This is a genomic window from Dysgonomonas sp. 37-18 (genome assembly GCF_001899125.1).
In the GTDB taxonomy this organism is placed as follows: domain Bacteria; phylum Bacteroidota; class Bacteroidia; order Bacteroidales; family Dysgonomonadaceae; genus Dysgonomonas.
Map to the genome: position 1 here is coordinate 288769 of NZ_MKVC01000030.1, position 21039 is coordinate 309807.

General features: G+C 38.1%; 19 protein-coding genes. 10 read left to right on the forward strand and 9 right to left on the reverse strand.

From position 1 onward, the window contains the following. Positions 1-5: 5 nt before the first annotated feature. From BGO84_RS12170 to BGO84_RS12205, 8 genes are all read right to left on the reverse strand, one after another. Positions 6-407: a phosphoribosyltransferase gene (locus tag BGO84_RS12170; protein WP_291029494.1), complete on the reverse strand. Its 402-nt coding sequence runs from the start codon at positions 405-407 to the stop codon at positions 6-8. A gap of 9 nt (positions 408-416) precedes the next feature. Further along, the gene (locus tag BGO84_RS12175) at positions 417-926 is read right to left on the reverse strand and encodes an ECF transporter S component (RefSeq protein ID WP_283686300.1); all 510 of its coding nucleotides are present in this window, start codon (positions 924-926) and stop codon (positions 417-419) included. A 329-nt stretch (positions 927-1255) separates the two neighbouring features. Beyond that, positions 1256-1894, reverse strand: coding sequence for a pyridoxamine 5'-phosphate oxidase (gene pdxH, locus BGO84_RS12180; RefSeq protein WP_291029496.1), 639 nt, complete (start codon positions 1892-1894; stop codon positions 1256-1258). A gap of 349 nt (positions 1895-2243) precedes the next feature. Then, positions 2244-2588, reverse strand: a complete 345-nt coding sequence (locus tag BGO84_RS12185; protein ID WP_006842452.1) for a DUF2023 family protein — start codon at positions 2586-2588, stop codon at positions 2244-2246. A gap of 14 nt (positions 2589-2602) precedes the next feature. After that, complete coding sequence (fldA, locus tag BGO84_RS12190) at positions 2603-3103, reverse strand: flavodoxin FldA (RefSeq protein WP_291029498.1); 501 nt, start codon at positions 3101-3103, stop codon at positions 2603-2605. Positions 3104-3316: 213 nt separating this feature from the next. Further along, positions 3317-3580: a 50S ribosomal protein L27 gene (gene rpmA / locus BGO84_RS12195; RefSeq protein WP_006842455.1), complete on the reverse strand. Its 264-nt coding sequence runs from the start codon at positions 3578-3580 to the stop codon at positions 3317-3319. Positions 3581-3600: 20 nt separating this feature from the next. Continuing rightward, positions 3601-3912: a 50S ribosomal protein L21 gene (gene rplU / locus BGO84_RS12200; protein ID WP_252637731.1), complete on the reverse strand. Its 312-nt coding sequence runs from the start codon at positions 3910-3912 to the stop codon at positions 3601-3603. A 129-nt stretch (positions 3913-4041) separates the two neighbouring features. Continuing rightward, on the reverse strand, positions 4042-4542 hold the full coding sequence (locus BGO84_RS12205; RefSeq protein WP_291029500.1) for a hypothetical protein: 501 nt from the start codon (positions 4540-4542) through the stop codon (positions 4042-4044). Positions 4543-4803: 261 nt separating this feature from the next. Here BGO84_RS12205 and asnB point away from each other — a divergent pair, with 261 nt between their 5' ends. The 10 genes from asnB to BGO84_RS12255 all read left to right on the forward strand — a co-directional run bounded on the left by asnB (position 4804) and on the right by BGO84_RS12255 (position 20260). Next, a complete protein-coding gene (gene asnB, locus BGO84_RS12210; protein WP_291029502.1) occupies positions 4804-6474 on the forward strand; it encodes an asparagine synthase B in 1671 nt (556 codons plus the stop codon). 406 nt (positions 6475-6880) lie between these two features. Continuing rightward, a complete protein-coding gene (dapF, locus tag BGO84_RS12215) occupies positions 6881-7720 on the forward strand; it encodes a diaminopimelate epimerase (RefSeq protein ID WP_291029504.1) in 840 nt (279 codons plus the stop codon). 47 nt (positions 7721-7767) lie between these two features. Further along, positions 7768-9000 (forward strand): LL-diaminopimelate aminotransferase, encoded by a 1233-nt coding sequence (locus tag BGO84_RS12220; RefSeq protein ID WP_135103847.1) that lies wholly within the window; start codon positions 7768-7770, stop codon positions 8998-9000. Positions 9001-9033: 33 nt separating this feature from the next. Then, positions 9034-11211: a glutamine synthetase III gene (locus BGO84_RS12225; RefSeq protein ID WP_135103848.1), complete on the forward strand. Its 2178-nt coding sequence runs from the start codon at positions 9034-9036 to the stop codon at positions 11209-11211. Positions 11212-11518: 307 nt separating this feature from the next. Next, the gene (gltB, locus tag BGO84_RS12230) at positions 11519-16036 is read left to right on the forward strand and encodes a glutamate synthase large subunit (RefSeq protein WP_291029506.1); all 4518 of its coding nucleotides are present in this window, start codon (positions 11519-11521) and stop codon (positions 16034-16036) included. 17 nt (positions 16037-16053) lie between these two features. Beyond that, the gene (locus BGO84_RS12235) at positions 16054-17481 is read left to right on the forward strand and encodes a glutamate synthase subunit beta (RefSeq protein ID WP_291029508.1); all 1428 of its coding nucleotides are present in this window, start codon (positions 16054-16056) and stop codon (positions 17479-17481) included. A gap of 146 nt (positions 17482-17627) precedes the next feature. Beyond that, positions 17628-18122: a calycin-like domain-containing protein gene (locus tag BGO84_RS12240; protein WP_291029510.1), complete on the forward strand. Its 495-nt coding sequence runs from the start codon at positions 17628-17630 to the stop codon at positions 18120-18122. Positions 18123-18236: 114 nt separating this feature from the next. Next, positions 18237-18782: a C40 family peptidase gene (locus BGO84_RS12245; RefSeq protein WP_291029512.1), complete on the forward strand. Its 546-nt coding sequence runs from the start codon at positions 18237-18239 to the stop codon at positions 18780-18782. A 94-nt stretch (positions 18783-18876) separates the two neighbouring features. Continuing rightward, complete coding sequence (locus BGO84_RS12250; protein ID WP_135103853.1) at positions 18877-19638, forward strand: C40 family peptidase; 762 nt, start codon at positions 18877-18879, stop codon at positions 19636-19638. A 142-nt stretch (positions 19639-19780) separates the two neighbouring features. Next, positions 19781-20260 (forward strand): methylglyoxal synthase, encoded by a 480-nt coding sequence (locus BGO84_RS12255; RefSeq protein ID WP_006842469.1) that lies wholly within the window; start codon positions 19781-19783, stop codon positions 20258-20260. A gap of 33 nt (positions 20261-20293) precedes the next feature. Here BGO84_RS12255 and BGO84_RS12260 read toward each other — a convergent pair whose 3' ends face one another. Further along, a complete protein-coding gene (locus tag BGO84_RS12260) occupies positions 20294-20896 on the reverse strand; it encodes a YigZ family protein (RefSeq protein ID WP_291029514.1) in 603 nt (200 codons plus the stop codon). Between the last annotated feature and the right edge of the window lie 143 nt (positions 20897-21039).

The following is a 21039-nucleotide window of genomic DNA, read 5'->3' on the forward strand; positions in this document are numbered from 1 at the left end:
CATTTTTATAATAGCCACGGGAACTTGAAGCAATCTTCATCATATAGGGCATAATCTGCTTTTCCGTTTACCGCGAATGTTTTAACTAGTCTGGCACCTTCGAGCAACTTACATGCCAACGCCAGAGATGCGCCCGTCTTCACTCTGTCTTCTACCAGCAATATAGATTTGCCTTGGAAGTCGAAGTCGATGGGAGCTATCAATTGCGGACTTTCATATTTGGCCTTTTGGTAAGCGTCGCGTAGGTTTATTTTTAACAGATGGATATCGATATTTAGTCTTTGATTGAGAATAGCAGCAGGTATTATCCCGCCATTAGCGATAGCGACAATCATATCGAAGCTTTCATAAAAAGCAATGTCGCGGAAGCGTTCTAATACTTCCGAAAAAGACTTGTTGTCAGACATTTTTGTATCTTATATTTTAGCGATAGCTTTCAATAAAGCGTACCCCCCGAATATTTGTATTAACATTCCCGGAATACCAATACGGAAATCTTGTACTGCTGTAAAGAAATCTTTTACGATAGCCCATTCTATCAATGTACCTGCTATCTGATATGTCAAAACAGCGGCAATTATTCCTAATAGAGAAATTTTTCCGAGTCGATGTGCTGCATAAGCTGCTGCTCCTGCTAATAAGGTGGACTTGATTAGTATGGCAGGGAGTAAAGCCACCGGAGGCATACCAAATAAAACACTATTGATAAGTGGAGATAATATTGCAGTTAACAAACCAACCCGTAGACCGTATTTGTACGCTGCTATCAGAGTGAAAAAGTAGATAGGAAGCCAGGTTAAGCCTCCACCAGGTATCAAATGGCATATCTGAGGAAGTGCAATGTTTCCAACAACGAATAACAATGCAAACAAATATGTTTTAATCTCTTTGTAAGTTAAGGAATAAAGTTTTACTGTTGTTTCCATAATTATAGTAAATTAAAGTATATGTAATTATTTATTTTATTCGTTGTCCTTTTCCGGATACCTGAGCCGGAATAAATATAAGTTTATGTAAAATAATGAGGAGTGTTATTTTATCTTACTGGCATTCTCTATATTGGTGTTAACGAATACAATACTAAAAATAATTATTGAAACGAACAAATATTATAATATCTTTTCACTTTTAGGCATAATGATTATAGTATCAGCGTAAAAATAGAAATTAATAATCAAACCTTCTATAATATCTGATAAAATATTTTTTCTTCTCGAAGCTTAATGCATAGATATTGTAGTATATCTATTTTAACTTATGGCGCGAGACGCTCAACTTCCCAAACTCCATCTTCAAGCACATATTGTATTCTGTCGTGCAGTCTGTTGCTGCGTCCTTGCCAGAATTCGATAAGATAAGGTTTAACGATATATCCTCCCCAGTTTTGAGGACGTACTATATTTTTGTCTTTAAACTTAGATTCATATTCTTTTATCAGTCCTTCCAAGTATTTTCTGTCGGGTATCGCACGGCTTTGGGGGGATGCCCAAGCTCCCAACTTGCTCTTTGCCGGACGGACTTCGAAGTAAGAGTCTGATTCTGCATCTGACGTTTTTTCAACAATACCTTCTATTCTTACTTGTCTTTCCAATTCATTCCAAACAAAAGTTAAGGCACAATACTTGTTTAGTGTAATTTGATAAGCTTTCTTGCTATCATAATTAGTAAAAAAAACGAATCCTTGTGGTTTAATCTGCTTGAGTAGTATCATACGCGAAGATGGTTTCCCATCGGGAGTTGCTGTTGCCAGATTCATCGCATTTGGTTCAAGGGCTTTCGCTATAATAGCTTCGTTAAGCCATTGTTCGAACATATCCATTGGGTCGGATAGGACATCGCTCTCGTCTAGTGTTTTTAAAGTAAAATCTCTTCGTATATTAAATAAATCTGTCATAAATTATGGTTAAAATAGTAGTGAGTTTATTATTGTATATATAACATAACAAAAAAGCAGTCTTTTTGTTGTTTTTTTATTTCTTTTTGGCTATTAAAGTTTTGATAAATAGTTTATTGTGTTTTTATTTTACTCTTTGTTTATCTTCTTTTTTTTTGTTAAAAGGTGACAAAAGTGACACATTTTACTTCCTTTTATCTTGTCACTTTTTTACTTCAGTATTCGTAAATATTATTTGCGGAAAGCTTGTGTATAATAAGATAATAGTTGTGTATAAAAATGAAAAATCCTCACTGACATCACGTCTGCGAGGATCTAGATCAACTAAAAAAACTATCCAATAGAAAAGTTATGCCAAACAAAGTGTATTAATACTTTTCTTTTGTCTCTTGCTGTATCTGTTGCATTGTTCACAGACACTATATCCTAATAATATTCCTAATATAAAATCTTCTTCAGGTGTTAATAAGTTCAACGGTTTGTCTCCACATATTGCGTTGGCTACTAAGAGGCATTCCTCTTTGCCGAAAAAGACATTTATATTACCGTTTTTCAGATGGCTTATTTTATAATTAATCGAGTTTTTTCCCAATTTCCATCTGACTTTATCTTCATATTCTCCGGGTAGTGTACACAGTACCAAGCTGCGCACCCCTTTTTTGTATTCGTAAATCAGGTGAAAGAAAACACGCATATTGATTTACTTTGTTAAATTGCTTTTTTAAGGTCTTCTGTCCAAATTGCAATGCGTTGATCTGTAAGGTTCGACTCGTTGTCGTTATCGATGAGTAAACCAAGAAATTCGCCGTCAACAACAGATTCAGAACTGTCGAAAGTATATCCCTCTGTGCTTACCTTACCGATTAGCTCGCAACCTTTACCCTTTATTACACTGTATATTTTTGATAGTGCGTCGCCAAATGTATCGCTATACGAAGATGAATCACCACATCCAAACAGAGCTACTTTTTTACCATTCAGATCGGCAGCCTTTATTTTGTCGATATAGTATTCCCAATCGTCTTGAAGGTCACCCAATCCTAATGTTGAAGAACCGAATAATATTACATCGTAAGCTGAAAAGTCTGTATTGGCCTTTGATACATCATGTAAGTCAGCCTTACTTACTTCCAATTTTTTTGCTATTTCTTCCGCTACTTCTTGTGTATTGCCTGTTGTTGAGCCGTAGTATATTCCTATTTTTGACATTCTGATAAATTTAAAATGATTAAATATCTAATTTTCTGTTTACAAAGTAATGACAACCAAGAAATGTATACAATACCAAGTAATAATGATATTTATGTCACTTTTTCACTATTTATAAGTAGGAATCATCGGTTGATGTAAGATTATCAGTTATATAAACAAAAAAAGCAGCCTGATTATCAGACTGCTTTCTCTATGTTTTAAGCTTGTTTCTTAAGCTTCTGCTTTAGGAAGTACAGAAACAAATGATCTGTCATTTCTTTTTTTGCGGAAAACCACTGTACCATCTACAAGAGCAAATAATGTATGGTCTTTACCAATACCTACATTTTCTCCCGGATGATGAGTTGTTCCTCTCTGACGAACTATGATGTTTCCTGCTTTTACAACTTCTCCACCAAATGCTTTAACGCCCAATCGTTTACTTTCCGATTCACGGCCGTTTTTCGAACTACCTACACCTTTCTTGTGTGCCATTGTCTTCTGTTTTTAACTGATTAAGCAATAATTTCTTTTACTATAACTTCTGAAAATTGTTGACGGTGACCGTTTAGTTTACGGTGTCCTTTTCTTCTTTTCTTGTGGAAAATAAGAACTTTATCCCCTTTTGCTTGAGAAACAACCTCAAGAACTACTTTTGCACCATTTACAGTCGGTGTACCTACTGTTACTGTGCCGCCGTTGTCAACTAATAATACTTTATCGAACTCAACTGTTGAGCCATTTTCTGCATTGATTCTATGAACAAACAACTTTTGGTCTTTTTCAACTTTCATTTGTTGTCCTTGAATGTCTACAATTACGTACATCTGTTTTGTTATTTACAGGTTATGTGCCTGAGGCGAACCGTTTTATATACAGTTTCTTGTTAGCCTATTAGCAATCGGGTGGCAAAGATAATCAATCGCTACTAAAAATTCAAATATTTGTGGAAAAGATTATCGTATTTCTTTGATTTTTAATTCACCTGTCAGGTCATTAGGGATTGTTGCGGGGTCTACTCCCATAATGGTAACGATGTTTCTAATGTCTTGTGAGGTTACCTTACGGTAAGTGGTGAGGGTATTGGGCGTTATAAGATATTTACTAGCCGCTGTGCCTCCATGCAATGAACTTTGTATAAATATAGAGTCTCCTTTAGCTTCATATGTGTCGGTAGACTCTCTGATAAGTCCGTCAGAGCCCGAAGATCCTTTTTTTCTGATCGTAGTTTTTACATTTAATTCAGTAAAAGCTCTGGTTGTTTGATTTTCTTTTAAGTCCAGACTGAAAACAGTATTTAGCATATTGTCAAAGCTGGAATCGGATGTTTTTATTGTCTGCTCGCGCATTAGCCATTCGCCCTGTAGGGTTACAGCTTCCTCCTCGTTGTCTCCGCATGATGTCATCAAAGTGCAGGCGCTCAGTAAAATTGTAAAGGATAGGATGAAATTCTTCATTGTAATGTGTTCGTTATGCAAATATTTGTGGTGCAAATATATACATATTTTACTTAATTATATATAGTTCACGCTTTATATAAGATATTAAAACCGAAATTAACAAAAGTGTTTAGTTTGTTGTATTTTTAGTTTTGTTGTCATAATGAGATTTAATAGTGTTTTTTATTAACAAAAAGTCTTATTTATTTTTTATTTACGAATAAAATGATATAAATTTGCCAGACTGTTCAAATTTTAAACAAAACAGGTGATAAATATATGTGTGGATTTGTAGGAGCTTTTGATTTAATACAAGATATAAGCGTTTTGCGGGGGCAGGTTCTTCGCATGGCAAAAAAAATCCGTCATCGCGGTCCGGATTGGTCGGGAATATATTGTGGTGAGAAATCTATTCTTGCTCACGAAAGATTGTCTATTGTAGGAGTAGACTCTGGTAAACAACCTCTTTATAGTAAAGATGGTAATTTGGTTTTGGCTGTCAATGGTGAGATCTACAATCACAAAGAAATAAGAAGTCGCTATCCCGACTACGAATTTCTTACACACTCAGACTGCGAAGTAATCTTAGCTTTGTATAAAGATAAAGGGGTTGATCTCTTTGAAGATTTAAATGGCATCTTTGCTTTTGCGCTTTATGATGTTGAAAATGATATTTGTCTTATTGGACGTGACCATATGGGGATAATTCCTCTTTATATGGGGTATGACGATCACGGACAATTTTATGTGGCAAGCGAATTAAAAGCTTTGGAAGGTGTTTGTCCCAACGTGCAGGAGTTCTTACCCGGTTATTATATGTGTAGTGCCGAGGGGAATGATTTGAAACGTTGGTATAAACGTGACTGGATGGAGTATGACGATGTAAAAGATAATGAATCTGATGAAAATGAGTTGAGAGTAGCTTTGGAGAGCGCTGTGCATCGCCAATTGATGTCGGATGTTCCTTATGGTGTTTTACTTTCAGGAGGATTGGATTCGTCTATAATATCAGCTATCGCAAAACGATATGCAGCTCGCAGAATAGAGGATGATAACCAGACCGAAGCTTGGTGGCCTCAATTGCATTCATTTGCTGTTGGGTTGAAAGATTCTCCGGACTTGGTGGCCTCAAAAAAGGTGGCAGAGTATATCGGAACAGTACATCATGAAATAAATTTCACGGTCGAAGAGGCTCTTGATGCCCTCAGTGATGTGATTTATCATATCGAAACCTATGATGTTACTACCGTTCGTGCATCTACCCCTATGTATTTGTTGGCTCGTTTTATAAAATCGATGGGAGTGAAGATGGTGCTTTCCGGCGAAGGTGCAGATGAGTTGTTTGGTGGTTACTTATATTTTCATAAGGCTCCCGATGCAAAAGCTTTTCATGAAGAAACCGTACGGAAGTTGGATAGATTGCATTTGTATGATTGCTTGCGTGCGAATAAGTCGTTAGCTGCATGGGGAGTAGAAGGGCGTGTGCCTTTTCTCGATAAAGAATTTATGGACGTTGCTATGCGTTTAAATCCTCAGGATAAAATGTGTGGTAATGGTAAAATAGAAAAATATATATTAAGAAAAACATTTCAGGATTATTTGCCTGAAAGTGTTGCTTGGAGACAAAAAGAGCAATTTTCTGACGGAGTTGGCTATAATTGGATAGACTCGTTGAAGGAAATGGCTGAAAAGAAAGTCTCAGATAAGCAGATGATGCATGCTTCGGAGCGTTTTCCGATCAATCCTCCAATGTCAAAGGAAGAGTATTGGTATCGTACAATGTTTGAAGAGCATTTCCCGTCAGCTTCGGCTGCTCATACGGTTCCGTCCGTTCCGTCCGTTGCCTGCAGTACGGCTGTGGCGCTGGAGTGGGATGCGTCTTTCAAGAATAGAGTTGACCCGTCAGGTAGGGCGGTGAAGGCTGTTCATGCAGAAGCATATGATAAATAGTATATTTTAAGGAGGCGGTTGCCTCCTTTTTGTTTTATTCTTATCGGTAAAATAAGAGAAATGAAAAACAATTGATTATCGTGATTGTTTTTATTTCGAAATTAAGTTTTGATTCGAGAGGAATAGTGGCATATAGTTGAAAAGGATGTTGTGTGAGAAGTATTTTGTTGCAGAATTTTTGTAAAGAGCATTAAAGAGACGTGATATTAAATATAAACCTATCATTTGTAAATCAATTAAACCTTCATAATGTCTTTATGTTTTGTTTTTAAGTTGAAAATAAAACAAAAAGATTTTTTTGTTTTATTAAAGATGAAAAAATGTTATGGATTTCTTGCAAAAACGAATAATTTGTATGAAATTTGTCCCTTGAAAAGATAAAGTAAAAAAAGACGAAATATAGAGAATGAAGAAGTTGAAATTCACCAAAATGCACGGCGCGGGCAATGATTATATTTATATGAACGGATTTGTTCAGGAGATAGAAAATCCTTCAGCATTAGCAATCCGCCTTAGCAGTCGTAATTTTGGTATTGGCTCGGATGGTTTAGTGCTTATATTGCCATCGGAGAATTCAGATTTTAGAATGCAGATGTTCAATTCCGATGGTTCTGAAGCCGAGATGTGTGGTAATGCTTCTCGTTGTGTAGGGAAATATGTATACGACAACGGATTGACAACAAAAAAGGAAATTGCGCTGGAAACAAAAGCCGGCGTTAAATATATAACTTTGCTGGAAGGAGACGAAAAAGCTCGTAAGGTGACAGTGGATATGGGTGAGCCGATCCTTGATCCTGTACAAATTCCGGTAAAGGTGGATAAAGAGCCTGTACTTAATTTCCCGTTGGATATCGATGGCAAAATATGGGAAATATCTTGCGTATCCATGGGGAACCCTCATGCGGTTGTTTTTACAACAGGAATAAAAGAGCTTGATTTGCCTGTAATAGGACCTAAGTTTGAAAAACATCCGATATTCCCTCGAAAAACAAATACTGAGTTCATTGAAGTCGTTGATCGTAAAACGTTGAATATGCGTGTGTGGGAACGTGGAGCAGGAGAGACTCTGGCTTGTGGCACAGGAGCCTGTGCTGCGGCTGTTGCTGCCATACTGAACGGATATTGCGACCGTAAAATAACAATTCACCTGATAGGCGGAGATCTCGAGATAGAATGGGATGAGCAAAATAATCACGTGTATATGACCGGTGAGGCTGTGACAGTTTTTGAAGGAGAGATTTTTTAATACTGCGGCCATATAATAGAAGAACCCGAAATTATTAATATATAAAAATGGCATTCATAAACGAAAATTATACTAAACTACCGGGAAGTTACTTGTTCTCGGATATTGCAAAAAAAGTAAATGAATTTAAGGCCGCCCATCCTGAAGCCAATGTTATTCGTTTGGGAATCGGTGATGTTACAAAGCCTCTACCTTCGGCGATAATAAACGCAATGCATGCCGCTGTAGATGAAATGGCGAATGCATCTACTTTTAGAGGATACGGACCTGAACAAGGGTACGACTTTTTGGTAAATACAATTGTAGAAAATGATTATAAAGCACGTGGCTTGGATATTTCTGCTGACGAAATATTTGTAAGCGATGGCTCTAAAAGTGATACCGGTAATATCGGCGATATTCTTGGACTTGATAATATTGTTGCTGTTACAGATCCTGTTTATCCTGTCTACGTAGATACAAACGTAATGGCTGGTCGTGCAGGAGAATTGCAGGCAAATGGCAAATGGAATAAGCTTGTTTATATTCCATGTACATCAGAGAATGACTTTATTCCGTCATTGCCGACTGAGAAAGTAGATATCGTTTACTTGTGTTATCCTAACAACCCTACAGGTACTACATTGACGAAAGATCAATTGAAAGTATGGGTTGATTATGCTCTCCAAAATAAGGTACTTATCCTATTTGATGGCGCTTACAAAGAATTTATTACCGAAAGTGATGTTCCTCATAGTATATACGAGATAGAGGGAGCACGAGAAGTGGCTATCGAGTTTCGTAGTTTTTCTAAAACTGCCGGATTTACAGGTACTCGTTGTGCTTATACCGTTGTGCCTAAAACTGTGATGGGATACACCAAAACCGGAGAAAAGATTTCTTATAATAAATTGTGGAACAGACGCCATACTACTAAGTTTAACGGTGTTCCATATATTATTCAGCGTGCAGCTGAGGCTTGTTTTTCAGCTGAAGGTAAAAAGCAGATAAAAGATATCATCGACTATTATATGAATAATGCAAAGATCATTCGTGAGGGGCTCGCTTCCGAAGGATTGCAAGTATATGGTGGTGTGAACTCTCCTTATATTTGGGTAAAAACTCCAAAGGGAATGACATCGTGGGGATTCTTCGATTATCTATTGAATGATCTGCATGTTGTCGGAACTCCCGGTGTAGGTTTTGGCCCTAGTGGAGAAGGTTATTTAAGGTTAACGGCATTTGGTACTTTAGAAAATACCAAAGAGGCTGTTGGTCGATTAAAAAAGATTTCTATTTGATAAATCCTATATAAACTCAATAAAAGTAAATTTATGACAAAGTTACGTTTTAAAGCAGTAGCACTGGCCTCAGAGCGAAAGCCTCTTGAGGTAGAGAAACCTAAAAGTAAAACTTCAGAGTATTACGGGGAAAAGGTGTTCAATCGTAAAGCTATGACCAAATATCTTTCGAAAGAAACTTTTAAAGCGCTTAATGATGCAATTGAAAAAGGACAATCTGTAAATCGTAATCTGGCAGAGCATGTTGCAGCCGGAATGCGTATGTGGGCTCTGGAAAATGGTGTAACACACTATACTCACTGGTTTCATCCGTTGACAGACGGTACTGCCGAAAAGCATGATGCTTTTGTTGAACATGATGGTAATGGTGGACTGATTGAAGAATTTGAAGGAAAGCTTCTTGCTCAGCAAGAGCCTGATGCTTCAAGTTTTCCGTCGGGAGGTCTTCGTAATACATTCGAAGCACGTGGTTATTCTGCTTGGGATCCATCATCTCCTGCATTTATTGTAGGCGAAACATTGTGTATTCCTACTATCTTTATCTCATATACAGGTGAGGCTCTTGACTATAAGACTCCTTTGTTGAAAGCTCTTGCTGCGGTAGATAAAGCTGCAACAGGTGTCGTTCAGTATTTTAATGAAGATGTAACAAAGGTAATATCTAACCTTGGATGGGAACAAGAATATTTCCTTGTTGACGAAGACTTGTTTATGGCTCGTCCAGACTTAGCTTTGACAGGAAGAACGCTGATGAGTCACGAAAGTGCAAAAAATCAGCAGTTGGAAGACCATTACTTTGGTTCAATTCCTGAACGTGTTCAACGTTTTATGAAAGAGCTTGAGTACGAATCGTATGCTTTGGGTATTCCTGTAAAAACTCGTCACAACGAAGTAGCTCCAAATCAGTTTGAGCTGGCTCCTATATATGAAGAATGTAATCTTGCTGTAGACCACAACCTTTTGGTTATGTCTGTAATGGATAAGGTGGCGCGCAAGCACTCTTTCCGTATCCTATTCCACGAAAAACCATTCAAGGGAATCAACGGTTCGGGTAAGCATAACAACTGGTCTCTAGCTACGAATACAGGAATCAATCTTCTTTCTCCGGGTAAGGATAAAGTAGAAAACCTTCGCTTTATAACATTTGTGGTGAATATCTTGGCTGCTGTTTATAAGAATAACGGCCTGTTGAAAGCTTCAATATCTTCAGCTACAAATGCTCACCGTCTTGGTGCAAACGAAGCTCCTCCTGCTATCATATCAGTATTCTTGGGTACTCAGGTTAGTGATATTCTTGATAAGTTTGAGAAGAGCTCTGTAAAAGATGCTATCGTTGTTGACAATAAGAAACAGATTAGTTTAGGTGTAGGTCAAATTCCTGAAATCCTTTTGGATAATACAGACCGTAACCGTACTTCTCCATTCGCATTCACAGGAAACCGATTCGAGTTCCGTGCTGTGGGTTCTTCTGCTAACTGTGCTTCTGCTATGACAGCCTTGAATGCTTCTGTTGCAGAACAGCTAAGAGTGTTTAAAGACGAAGTTGATGCGCTAATCAGTAAAGGTAAATCGAAAGAAGAGGCTCTTTACGAAGTATTGAAGAAATATATCAAAGAATCTCGTTCTATTCGTTTCAACGGTAATGGATATAGTGAAGAATGGAAAGCAGAAGCTAAAAAACGTAAATTGGATTGCGAAACAAGCGTTCCTGTTATCTATGATAGCTATACTTCAAAACAAAGCATCAAAACATTTGCCGGTATTTTATCTGAAGTAGAGCTTCATGCTCGTAACGAGGTGAAGTGGGAAATGTATACAAAGAAAATCCAGATAGAATCGCGTGTATTAGGTGATTTGGCTTTAAATCATATCATTCCTGTAGCGATTTCATACCAATCTATATTGTTGACAAATGTTTCTAAGCTAAAAGACATCTCTGATGACTACAAGACTCTTGGTGCAGAGCAAATCCGTTTGATCGAAAAAGTATCTACGCATGTAAATGCCGTGAATGCAAAAGTTCATGAAATGATAGATGCTCGTAAAGCGGCTAATAACATTGAGAGTGAACGTGAGAAAGCTGTTGCTTATCATGATAATGTAGCTCCGTATTTGGACGAAATCCGCTATCATATCGACAAGCTTGAATTGATTGTTGATAATGAAATGTGGCCATTGGCTAAATATAGAGAATTATTGTTTATACGATAATTAAACATTATAAAGAAAAGAAGTCCCGATCTCTAACGAGTCGGGATTTCTTTTTTTTATACAGGTTTTGATCTTGCGGGTATAAATATGAAATAAAACAGGCTGAATTATTTATTTCGGGGTCTTTAATTTGCTTCTTTTTGTGTTCTTTTGTTAAATAAAATCGATTAAATATAGATTTTTTATTAAAAAGATGCATTTTTAAATCAAAAAGAAAATTTATTAAAGCGAAATTCGTACATTTGTCATTGTAAATAAATTAGGATAGAACCCGAAAATTCTTTCATTCACATATCAACTATTGACTATGCAAGATTTAAGATCAGCAATACAGCACGGACTATATGACCCAAACTACGAACACGATGCGTGTGGGGTAGGTATGGTGTTGCATATGAAGGGTGCAAAATCACATGCTATCGTTGAAAATGGTCTCCGTGTATTGGAGAACATGACTCACCGTGGAGCAGAAAACGCCGATAATAAAACCGGTGATGGTGCCGGTATTATGTTACAAATACCGCACGAGTTTATACTTCTACAAGGGATACCTGTCCCCGAGAAAGGGCACTACGGAACCGGATTGGTCTTCTTACCGAAGGGTGAGGCTGAGATGGAATCGTGTATGATAACTCTCACGCAATATATCGATAAGGAAGGCTTGAAGCTTTTGGCTGTTCGCGATGTACCTGTCAATAGTGAAATATTGGGAGAGATGGCAAAGTCGAATGAGCCTCATATAAAACAAATATTTGTACTCGGAGAAGAAGGTCTTTCCCAGGATGAATTAGAGCACAAACTCTATTTACTTCGTAAGAAAATAGAAAAAGAAATATTCAACTCTAAAATATTTTCATTAGAGACTAAGCGAGCTTTCTATATTGTCAGTTTGTCTACAAAGCGCCTTATATATAAAGGTATGTTGTCGTCTGAGCAACTTCGGCATTATTATCCCGATTTGCTGAATCCGCATCTTACAAGTGCTATTGCTTTGGTGCACTCACGTTTCAGTACCAATACCTTCCCTACATGGGATTTGGCACACCCATTCCGTATGGTGGCTCATAATGGTGAGATCAATACGATAAAGGGCAATCGCCTGTGGATGGAGGCTCGTGAGAGTATATTGAAATCAGATTTGTTAGGGAATATCAACGACTTGTGGCCAATTGTTCAGCCATTTATGAGTGATAGTGCGTCATTCGATAATGTGTTGGAATTCCTTGTCATGTCAGGGAAATCATTACCTCATGCAATGGCAATGATGGTTCCCGAATCGTGGAACGATCAGAATCCGATATCTGACGACTTGAAAGCTTTCTATGAATACCATAGCTTGTTTATGGAGCCTTGGGATGGACCGGCTACACTATTGTTCTCGGATGGACGTTATGCCGGAGGACTGTTAGACCGTAATGGTCTGCGCCCTGCCCGTTATTTGATAACTCATAATGACGTTATGGTCGTTGCTTCCGAAATGGGGGTATTGCCATTTGAGCCGTCCGAAATAAAAGAAAAAGGTCGCCTTCGTCCCGGTAAAATACTAATGGTAGATACCGAAAAAGGAACAATACAATATGATGCAGAGCTGAAGGAAAACCTTGCAAAAGCGTATCCGTATCGTGAATGGCTATCTAAGAACCGTATTTCATTAGATGACATATCTTCGGGGCGTGCACCAAAATATAGCGTGGATAACTACGATAAGCTGCTGAAAGTTTTTGGATATTACAAAGAAGATATAGAAAAGATAATGACGCCAATGGCTGTGGAGGGCAAAGAGCCTACTGCATCTATGGGAAACGATGCGCCTGTCGCTGTTTTATCTAACAAGCCACAGCGTTTATTTACATATTTCCGTCAATTATTTGCTCAGGTAACAAACCCGCCTATCGACCCTATTCGTGAGGAACTGGTGATGTCTCTTGCCGGATATATTGGTTCGCTTCATAAAAATATACTAGAACCAATGCCGGAGCATACCAAGATGGTTGGGCTATCGAATCCTTTCTTATCAAACAGGGAGCTCGATTTGTTAGTGCATCTTGGATATAAAGGCTTTAAGGCGGAAATCATTCCGATGCTGTTCGACCCGAAACAAGGTGGAGCCGGACTCGAAAAAGCGATAGAGCAAATGTGCCGCAATGCAGAAAAAGCTGTGGATAGCGGTAGTAATTATATCGTACTTAGCGATAGAGGGGTAAATCCGGATAATGCCGCCATTCCTTCATTATTGGCTGTTTCGGCAGTCCATCATTATCTGATCGAACGCCGCAAACGTATGCAAATAGATATAGTGGTAGAATCGGCAGAACCACGTGAGGTGATGCACTTCGCTTTATTGTTTGGTTATGGCGCTAATGCAGTGAATCCATATTTGGCTTTAGCTGTGATAGAAGATCTTGTTAAAAAAGGAGATATTCACTTAGATTTTCATACAGCCATGAAGAACTATGTGAAGTCTATAAATAAAGGCTTGTTGAAGACCATGTCGAAGATGGGTATCTCTACACTGAAAAGCTATATTGGCGCTCAGATATTCGAAGCTGTGGGTATCAGTACCGGAGTTATCGATAAATACTTTAAAGGGACTACATCTAAGATTGAAGGTATTGATATCAATGACATAGCAAGCGATACAATCGAAGCTTTTTATGAAGCCTTTGAGAGTGACTTTATCGATCCGTCATTAGTAAGTCAGGGTATATACGCATGGCGCCGCAATGGTGAATATCACGCATGGAACCCTGAAACGATAATGAATCTTCAGATGGCTACACGTTTGGGTAGTTATAAGAAGTTTAAAGAATATACCGACTCTATTGATAAAAAAACGGAAAAGATATTTTTGCGTGATTTCTTAGATTTTGATCCATCTAAGAATCCGATTGATGTTTCGGAAGTAGAACCTGTGTCAGCTATTACAAAACGCTTTGTGACAGGAGCCATGTCTTTTGGTTCTATCAGCCGTGAAGCCCATGAAGCAATGGCTGTAGCAATGAACGCTATCGGCGGTAAAAGTAATACCGGAGAGGGGGGTGAGTTGCCTGAACGTTTTGCTACCAATGCCCGTTCTTCTATTAAGCAAGTTGCTTCCGGTCGCTTTGGTGTAACAACAGAGTATTTGGTTAATGCAGATGAATTACAAATAAAAATAGCTCAGGGTGCAAAACCCGGAGAAGGGGGACAGTTACCGGGCTTTAAAGTAGATAAGATTATTGCTAAGACCCGTCATTCAATTCCCGGAATCTCTCTGATTTCGCCTCCTCCTCATCATGATATATATTCAATCGAGGATTTGGCTCAGTTAATATTTGACCTCAAAAATGTAAATCCTGCTGCTCAGATTAGTGTGAAATTAGTCTCTGAAAGTGGAGTCGGTACGATTGCTGCCGGTGTTGCCAAAGCTAAAGCGGATCGTATCGTTATCAGCGGATGTGAAGGTGGTACAGGTGCAAGTCCTGCCAGCTCGATTAAGCATGCAGGCCTTCCTTTAGAAATTGGTTTAGCGGAGGTTCAACAAACGTTAGTACTGAATGGGCTTCGTGGTCAGGTGTATCTACAGACAGACGGTCAGCTAAAAACCGGACATGATATCATTGTTGCGGCAATGCTTGGGGCTGAAGAGTTTGGATTTGCGACAAGCGCTTTGATTGTATTGGGATGTATAATGATGCGTAAGTGTCACTTAAATACATGTCCTGTAGGTGTTGCTACGCAAAACGAAGAGCTTAGGAAGAAGTTTATGGGACGCAGCGAGTATCTTATCAACTATTTCAATTTTTTAGCAGAAGAAGTACGTGAGCATTTGGCTGCCTTGGGTGTGAAATCACTTGATGAAGTCGTAGGGCGTGCCGATTTGTTGAAATATATGAAGAGTGACGCAAATAAGAAAGTTGAAAAACTAGATTTGTCTCGTTTGATGTATTTTCCTGTAGAAGCAAAAGAAAATGCGATTCATCGTATAAAAGATCAGGAACATAAGTTGGATGATGCGCTCGATATTTCATTGATTACTACATCTCGTATGGCTATCGATAAAGCCATGCCAACGGTAATGACCAAAACAATAAAGAATACGAATCGTACTGTGGGAGCGATGCTTTCGGGTGAGATTGCAAAGAAATATGGCAATGCGGGTCTTCCTGAAGATACTATACAATTTACATTCACCGGTTCGGCCGGACAAAGTTTTGGCGCATTTCTTGCGCATGGTGTAACCTTCAAGTTGGAAGGTGATGCAAATGACTATGTGGGTAAGGGTTTGTCGGGTGGTAAGATTATCATCGTGCCGCCAACAACATCGACATTTAAGCCTGAGGAGAATATTATTGCAGGTAATACATTGCTATATGGTGCTACATCGGGCGAAATATACATCAATGGACGAGTAGGAGAACGCTTCTGCGTACGTAATAGTGGTGCTGTCGCAGTTGTTGAAGGTGCAGGAGACCACTGTTGTGAATATATGACAGGAGGCCGTACTGTAGTGCTCGGCAAAACAGGACGCAATTTTGCTGCCGGTATGAGTGGCGGCGTCGCTTATGTATATAATATAGATGAAGATTTTGATTACTATTGCAATATGCAAATGGTAGAGTTGACACTGATAGAAGATACTTACGATAGTCGTGAACTTCGTCAGTTGATAACCAATCATTATAACTATACAAATAGTCCTCTGGCTAAATATATTCTTGATAACTGGAATACGGAAGTGGAGAAATTTATGAAAGTGACTCCGATCGAGTATAAGAAAGTGTTGCAAGATGAGAAATTGGAAGCTATTAAGAAAAAAATAGCACAAGTAGAATTTGATTATTAAAAGGAGGAGTACGAATCATGGGAAATCCAAAAGCATTTTTAACAGTAAAAAGAAAAGACGCAGGATATCGTCCTGCTCAGGAGCGTATTCTCGACTTTGGTGAAGTAGAACAAACACTAAATAGTGAAGATAGACGTGAACAAGCGTCACGCTGTATGGACTGTGGTATTCCTTTTTGCCACTGGGGATGTCCACTGGGAAATAAGATGCCTGAATGGCAAGAATATATATATAAGGGAAACTGGAAGCTGGCAGCAGAAGTATTGATGCAGACAAATGACTTTCCTGAATTTACAGGACGTATTTGTCCCGCACCATGTGAAAAATCGTGTGTACTCTCTATACACCGTGCACCTGTAACTATCCGCGAAAATGAAGCATCGGCTCTTGAGCACGCTTTTGGGGAAGGATTTATTCAACCTAAAGTTCCGGCTCATCGTACAGGTAAAAAAGTAGCCGTGATTGGTTCCGGTCCCTCAGGTCTTGCTGTTGCTAATCAGCTAAATCAGAAAGGACATGAAGTAACAGTCTATGAGAAGAGCTCTCATATCGGAGGTTTGCTTCGTTTCGGTATTCCTGACTTTAAGCTGAATAAAAATATTATCGATCGCCGATTGAAGCTAATGGAAGCTGAGGGGGTTAAGTTTGTAGTAAATACAGAGATCGGAAAAGATGTAAAAGGTAAAGACATCTTGAAAGATTATGATGCTGTATGTGTGGCTATAGGTTCGCAAGTACCTCGTAATCTCCCTGTCGAAGGGCGTGAACTGAAAGGTGTTTACTATGCTATGGAATACCTTACAGTTCAGAATAAGCTGATCGCAAAAGAGTCTGTTCCGGCCGATCAGGTGATTGATGCCAAAGGTAAGAATGTGCTTGTTATTGGTGGTGGTGATACGGGTTCAGACTGTATCGGTACTGCAAATCGTCAGGGTGCAGCGAATATATTGCAAATAGAAATATTACCTAAACCGGCAAAGCTGGAAGAAATTGAAAATCCTTGGCCTAATCCATTTCCGGTAGTGCTGAAGACTTCTTCCTCTCACATGGAGGGTTGTGAACGTCGCTGGGCGTTAAATACTAAACGCTTTATTGGAGAGGATGGTAAGCTGACAGCCGTGGAACTTGTAGAAGTAGCTTGGGAGAAAGACGAGAATGGTCGCCATGTTATGAAAGAAGTTGGACCGTCAGAGATTCATAAAGTAGATCTTGTGTTTCTTGCCCTTGGATTTGTTCATCCTATACAAGAAGGCTTACTGCAAGAATTGGATATAAAAACCGATGATGTTCGCCGTAATGTAATGACAGATAAGAATCGGGTTACAAATGTATCAAAGGTCTTTGGCGCAGGAGATTGCGTAAGCGGTCAATCTTTAGTGGTAACAAGCATCGCATCGGGACGCAAGACAGCTCAACATATTGATGAGTTCTTGAGTTCAAAATAGGCATTGTTAATAATCGTTTAAAGTTAGGGACGCATGTCTTTTTTTGTTAAAAATAAGGGTAGGACTCTATAAGTAATCTTACCTTTATGTCAACAAAATATAGACATGACACAAATTAACTCTATTATTAATTAAAATTCCTAATTATGAACAAAAAACTTATTTGCTTATTGATGTTTGTTTTTTCATTAAGTCTTGCTTTTACAGCTTGTAGCGATGATGACGATGACAAAGTAGATTATGCTAAGGAAGTAGCTGGTACTTATACTGGCTCATTAACATTGAAAATACCTGCGATGGAGATTGATGAAACTATTGCAGATAAAAAAATAGAATTGACAAGAATTTCCGACAATAAGGTAAATCTTAAACTTAAGGAATTTTCATATGGTACATTAACTTTAGGAGATATTCCTGTTGATGAAATTACTGTAACTAAGGATGGAAGTACTTATAAACTCGCAGATACATCAAAAAACATTGATTTGTTAGGAGGTCTTATGACCGCAACTGTTGCGATTTCTTCATCTACAGTAAAAGATGGTAAGCTAAATATGACCATTAAAGTAAACAATGTTAAGCAGGGTGGAAATGACATGCAATTAGGTGATATGAATATTGCATATTCAGGTTCAAAATAAAATAGCATCTTGTTAATTAATCTTTTTATTATATTTAGAAGGCGGTTTCTGGAGACAGAAATCGCTTTTGTTTTTAATAATTTTCTATCTTTATGTCAAGAACTTATTAATGTTATGTTTAGAGTAGTTGGCAGATGTGTTTCTGTCTTTATATTACTGGTTATCTTATTATCTTCCTGTGGTACACAAAAACCACAAGGCAAACTTTTATACGATCCTCGTGAGGTGGCTGAGCTTTCCTCTAAACTGGGTATTGGATTAAGTAATATTGATAAAGATGATGATCGTAATATGCCTCTTTATGCCGAAGTTTCGCAGTGGCTGGGCGTTCCTTATCGTTATGCAGGGTTATCGAGAAGAGGGCTAGACTGTTCCGGTTTTGCTTATCTTATTTATCAGAAAGTATATCGGAAATCAATACCTCGTTCTACGACAGATCAGTCGAAAATGAAAATGCATAATGTATCTAAAGGAGGTTTAGAGGCGGGCGACTTCGTTTTCTTTGCCACCTCGGGTAGAAATAAAATAAGCCATGTCGGTATTTATTTAAAAGATGGACGTTTTGTTCATGCCTCTACGTCCAATGGTGTAATAGTAAGCCATCTGGATGAGGAATATTATAAACGCACATGGAAGAAAGGCGGCAGATTAAAAAAATAGCTCACTAGAACTTAAAATTCTATAAAACTTTTACAAAGTTCCTATTTTATTAGACTGAATTTCCTATTTTTATTCGGCTAAAAAATAAAACAGCATGTCAATTTCGAAACGGATACTAGGAATATCAACATTTTTGTTAATGTGCTCCATGGCTTTTACGCCGGTTTCTGCTGTTACACCAAAGAAATCAAAAGCAGGGAAAAAGAAATCAAAAACGAGTGTATCTCATACTCCCAAATCGGTGAAAGTGGTACAGTCTTCACAAAATATGTCTGTAACAACAAATACTGGGGATAAGGTTTCCTTACCGGTATTTGATAAAATATTTGAGAATTCTAAATATAATGTGCCAAGCTCAGATGCTTTGTTAGCTGATGCAGGTGCTAGTGCTGCAGTCTCTATGGAAGTAATGAGACGCAGAATGATAGAACAAAAAGAAATGCAAGAGCTTTCTTCTCAATTAGGAATATCGATTAAAAATCCTGACAATTTAGATTTGTATCGTGAGGTAGCAGATTGGCTCGGTACACGTTATCGTAGAGGTGGCATGAGCCGCAAAGCTGTAGACTGTTCCGGCTTTACAAATATTATATATAAAACTGTATTTGGACAGCAGTTGGATAGAGTTAGTACAACAATAGCAAAGAATGTAAAAGAAACAATCACCAATAAAGAGGATTTAGAACCGGGCGATATGGTGTTTTTCTCTACTTTCAAAAAGAAATATATTAATCATGTAGGAGTATATATCGGCGATGGTAAATTCATTCATGCGTCGATAAAAAAAGGAGTAATAGTAAGCTCTTTGCGCGAAGGATATTATAGTACTGCATGGCGTAAAGGTGGAAGAAACTGATAGAAATAACAATAAAGAATAATATAGAGGGGATACGCAAGTGTCTCCTTTGTTGTTTTTATAAGTTTAATTGTATCGTTGTAGAAATGCAACATAAATATTGTATCTTTGAAATAATGATTACATATAACTATCGACAAATATGAGAAAGAGACTAACAATAGCCCTAGTGGCACATGATCACCGCAAAGCGGATATGGTAGAATGGTGTTATTATAATTCAGATTTCTTGTCAAAACATCAATTGGTTTGCACCGGAACAACAGGAACTCTTATTAAAGAGGCTTTTGAAGAAAAAGGTATAAAAGCAGATATTACACGTATGAACTCCGGTCCATTGGGTGGTGATGCTGAGATTGCAGCCATGGTAGTGCGCCATGAGGTGGATTTGGCTATTTTCTTGATAGATGATTTAAATCCACAACCCCATGAAGCCGATATAATGATGTTGCTTCGCCAATGCCGTGTGCATAATGTGCCAATTGCTTGTAATCGCTATAGTGCAGATCTTATGATCACAAGTACATTGTGGGACGATGATGATTATACGCCTACTTTGCCTCGATACGAAATTTTTGATCGAAGTAAATTTGATGCAAGTTTCAGAAGGAAAAAAGACTAAAAATAGAAAAAGGTAAGCTTATAAAGGCTTACCTTATTTTTTATCTGCGAACCGGAGGCTTTCCACTTTTTCTAGTCTGCTTACCAATTCATCGTATTGAGCTTTTCTTATCTGTAGTATCATGCTACAGTTCATATCGAAATCTTGATGTAAAATTTTAGGTTCCATATCTTTTACCAGTCGCATCACATCATTCATATATGGATACTCGAAAGTGAATGCTATTTCCAAGTCTACTGTTTTTTCTATAATCTCTGCCTCGGCAATGGCTTCTGCCGCTGCTTCTCTGTAGGCTACTATGAGTCCGCTTGTACCTAGCTTTATTCCGCCAAAGTAACGGACTACAGCAATTAAGATATTTGTAAGATCATTCGAGTTTATCTGCCCTAGTATTGGTTTGCCTGCTGTTCCGGATGGTTCTCCGTCGTCATTCGATCTGAATTCCTTCCGATCGGCTCCTAGCATATATGCCCAGCAAACATGTCGAGCGTCATAATATTCTTTACGAAGCTTATCTATTTCATTCTTGGCTTCTTCTGCAGATTGCACAGGAATGGCATAAGCAATAAATTTACTCCTTTTGTCAGTGTATATTGCTTTCGATAATTCCGTTATTGTTCTGAAAGTATCTTCCATAGACTACAAAGATACAAATTATGAAATAAAGCATTCTTTAGACAAAGTAATAATTAATGACAGAATTTCCGAGCAGAATGATATCTGATGCTCTAAAGATTTCAAATTGTATAAAATGAGGTGAAAGATAGGTAATGCTTAAA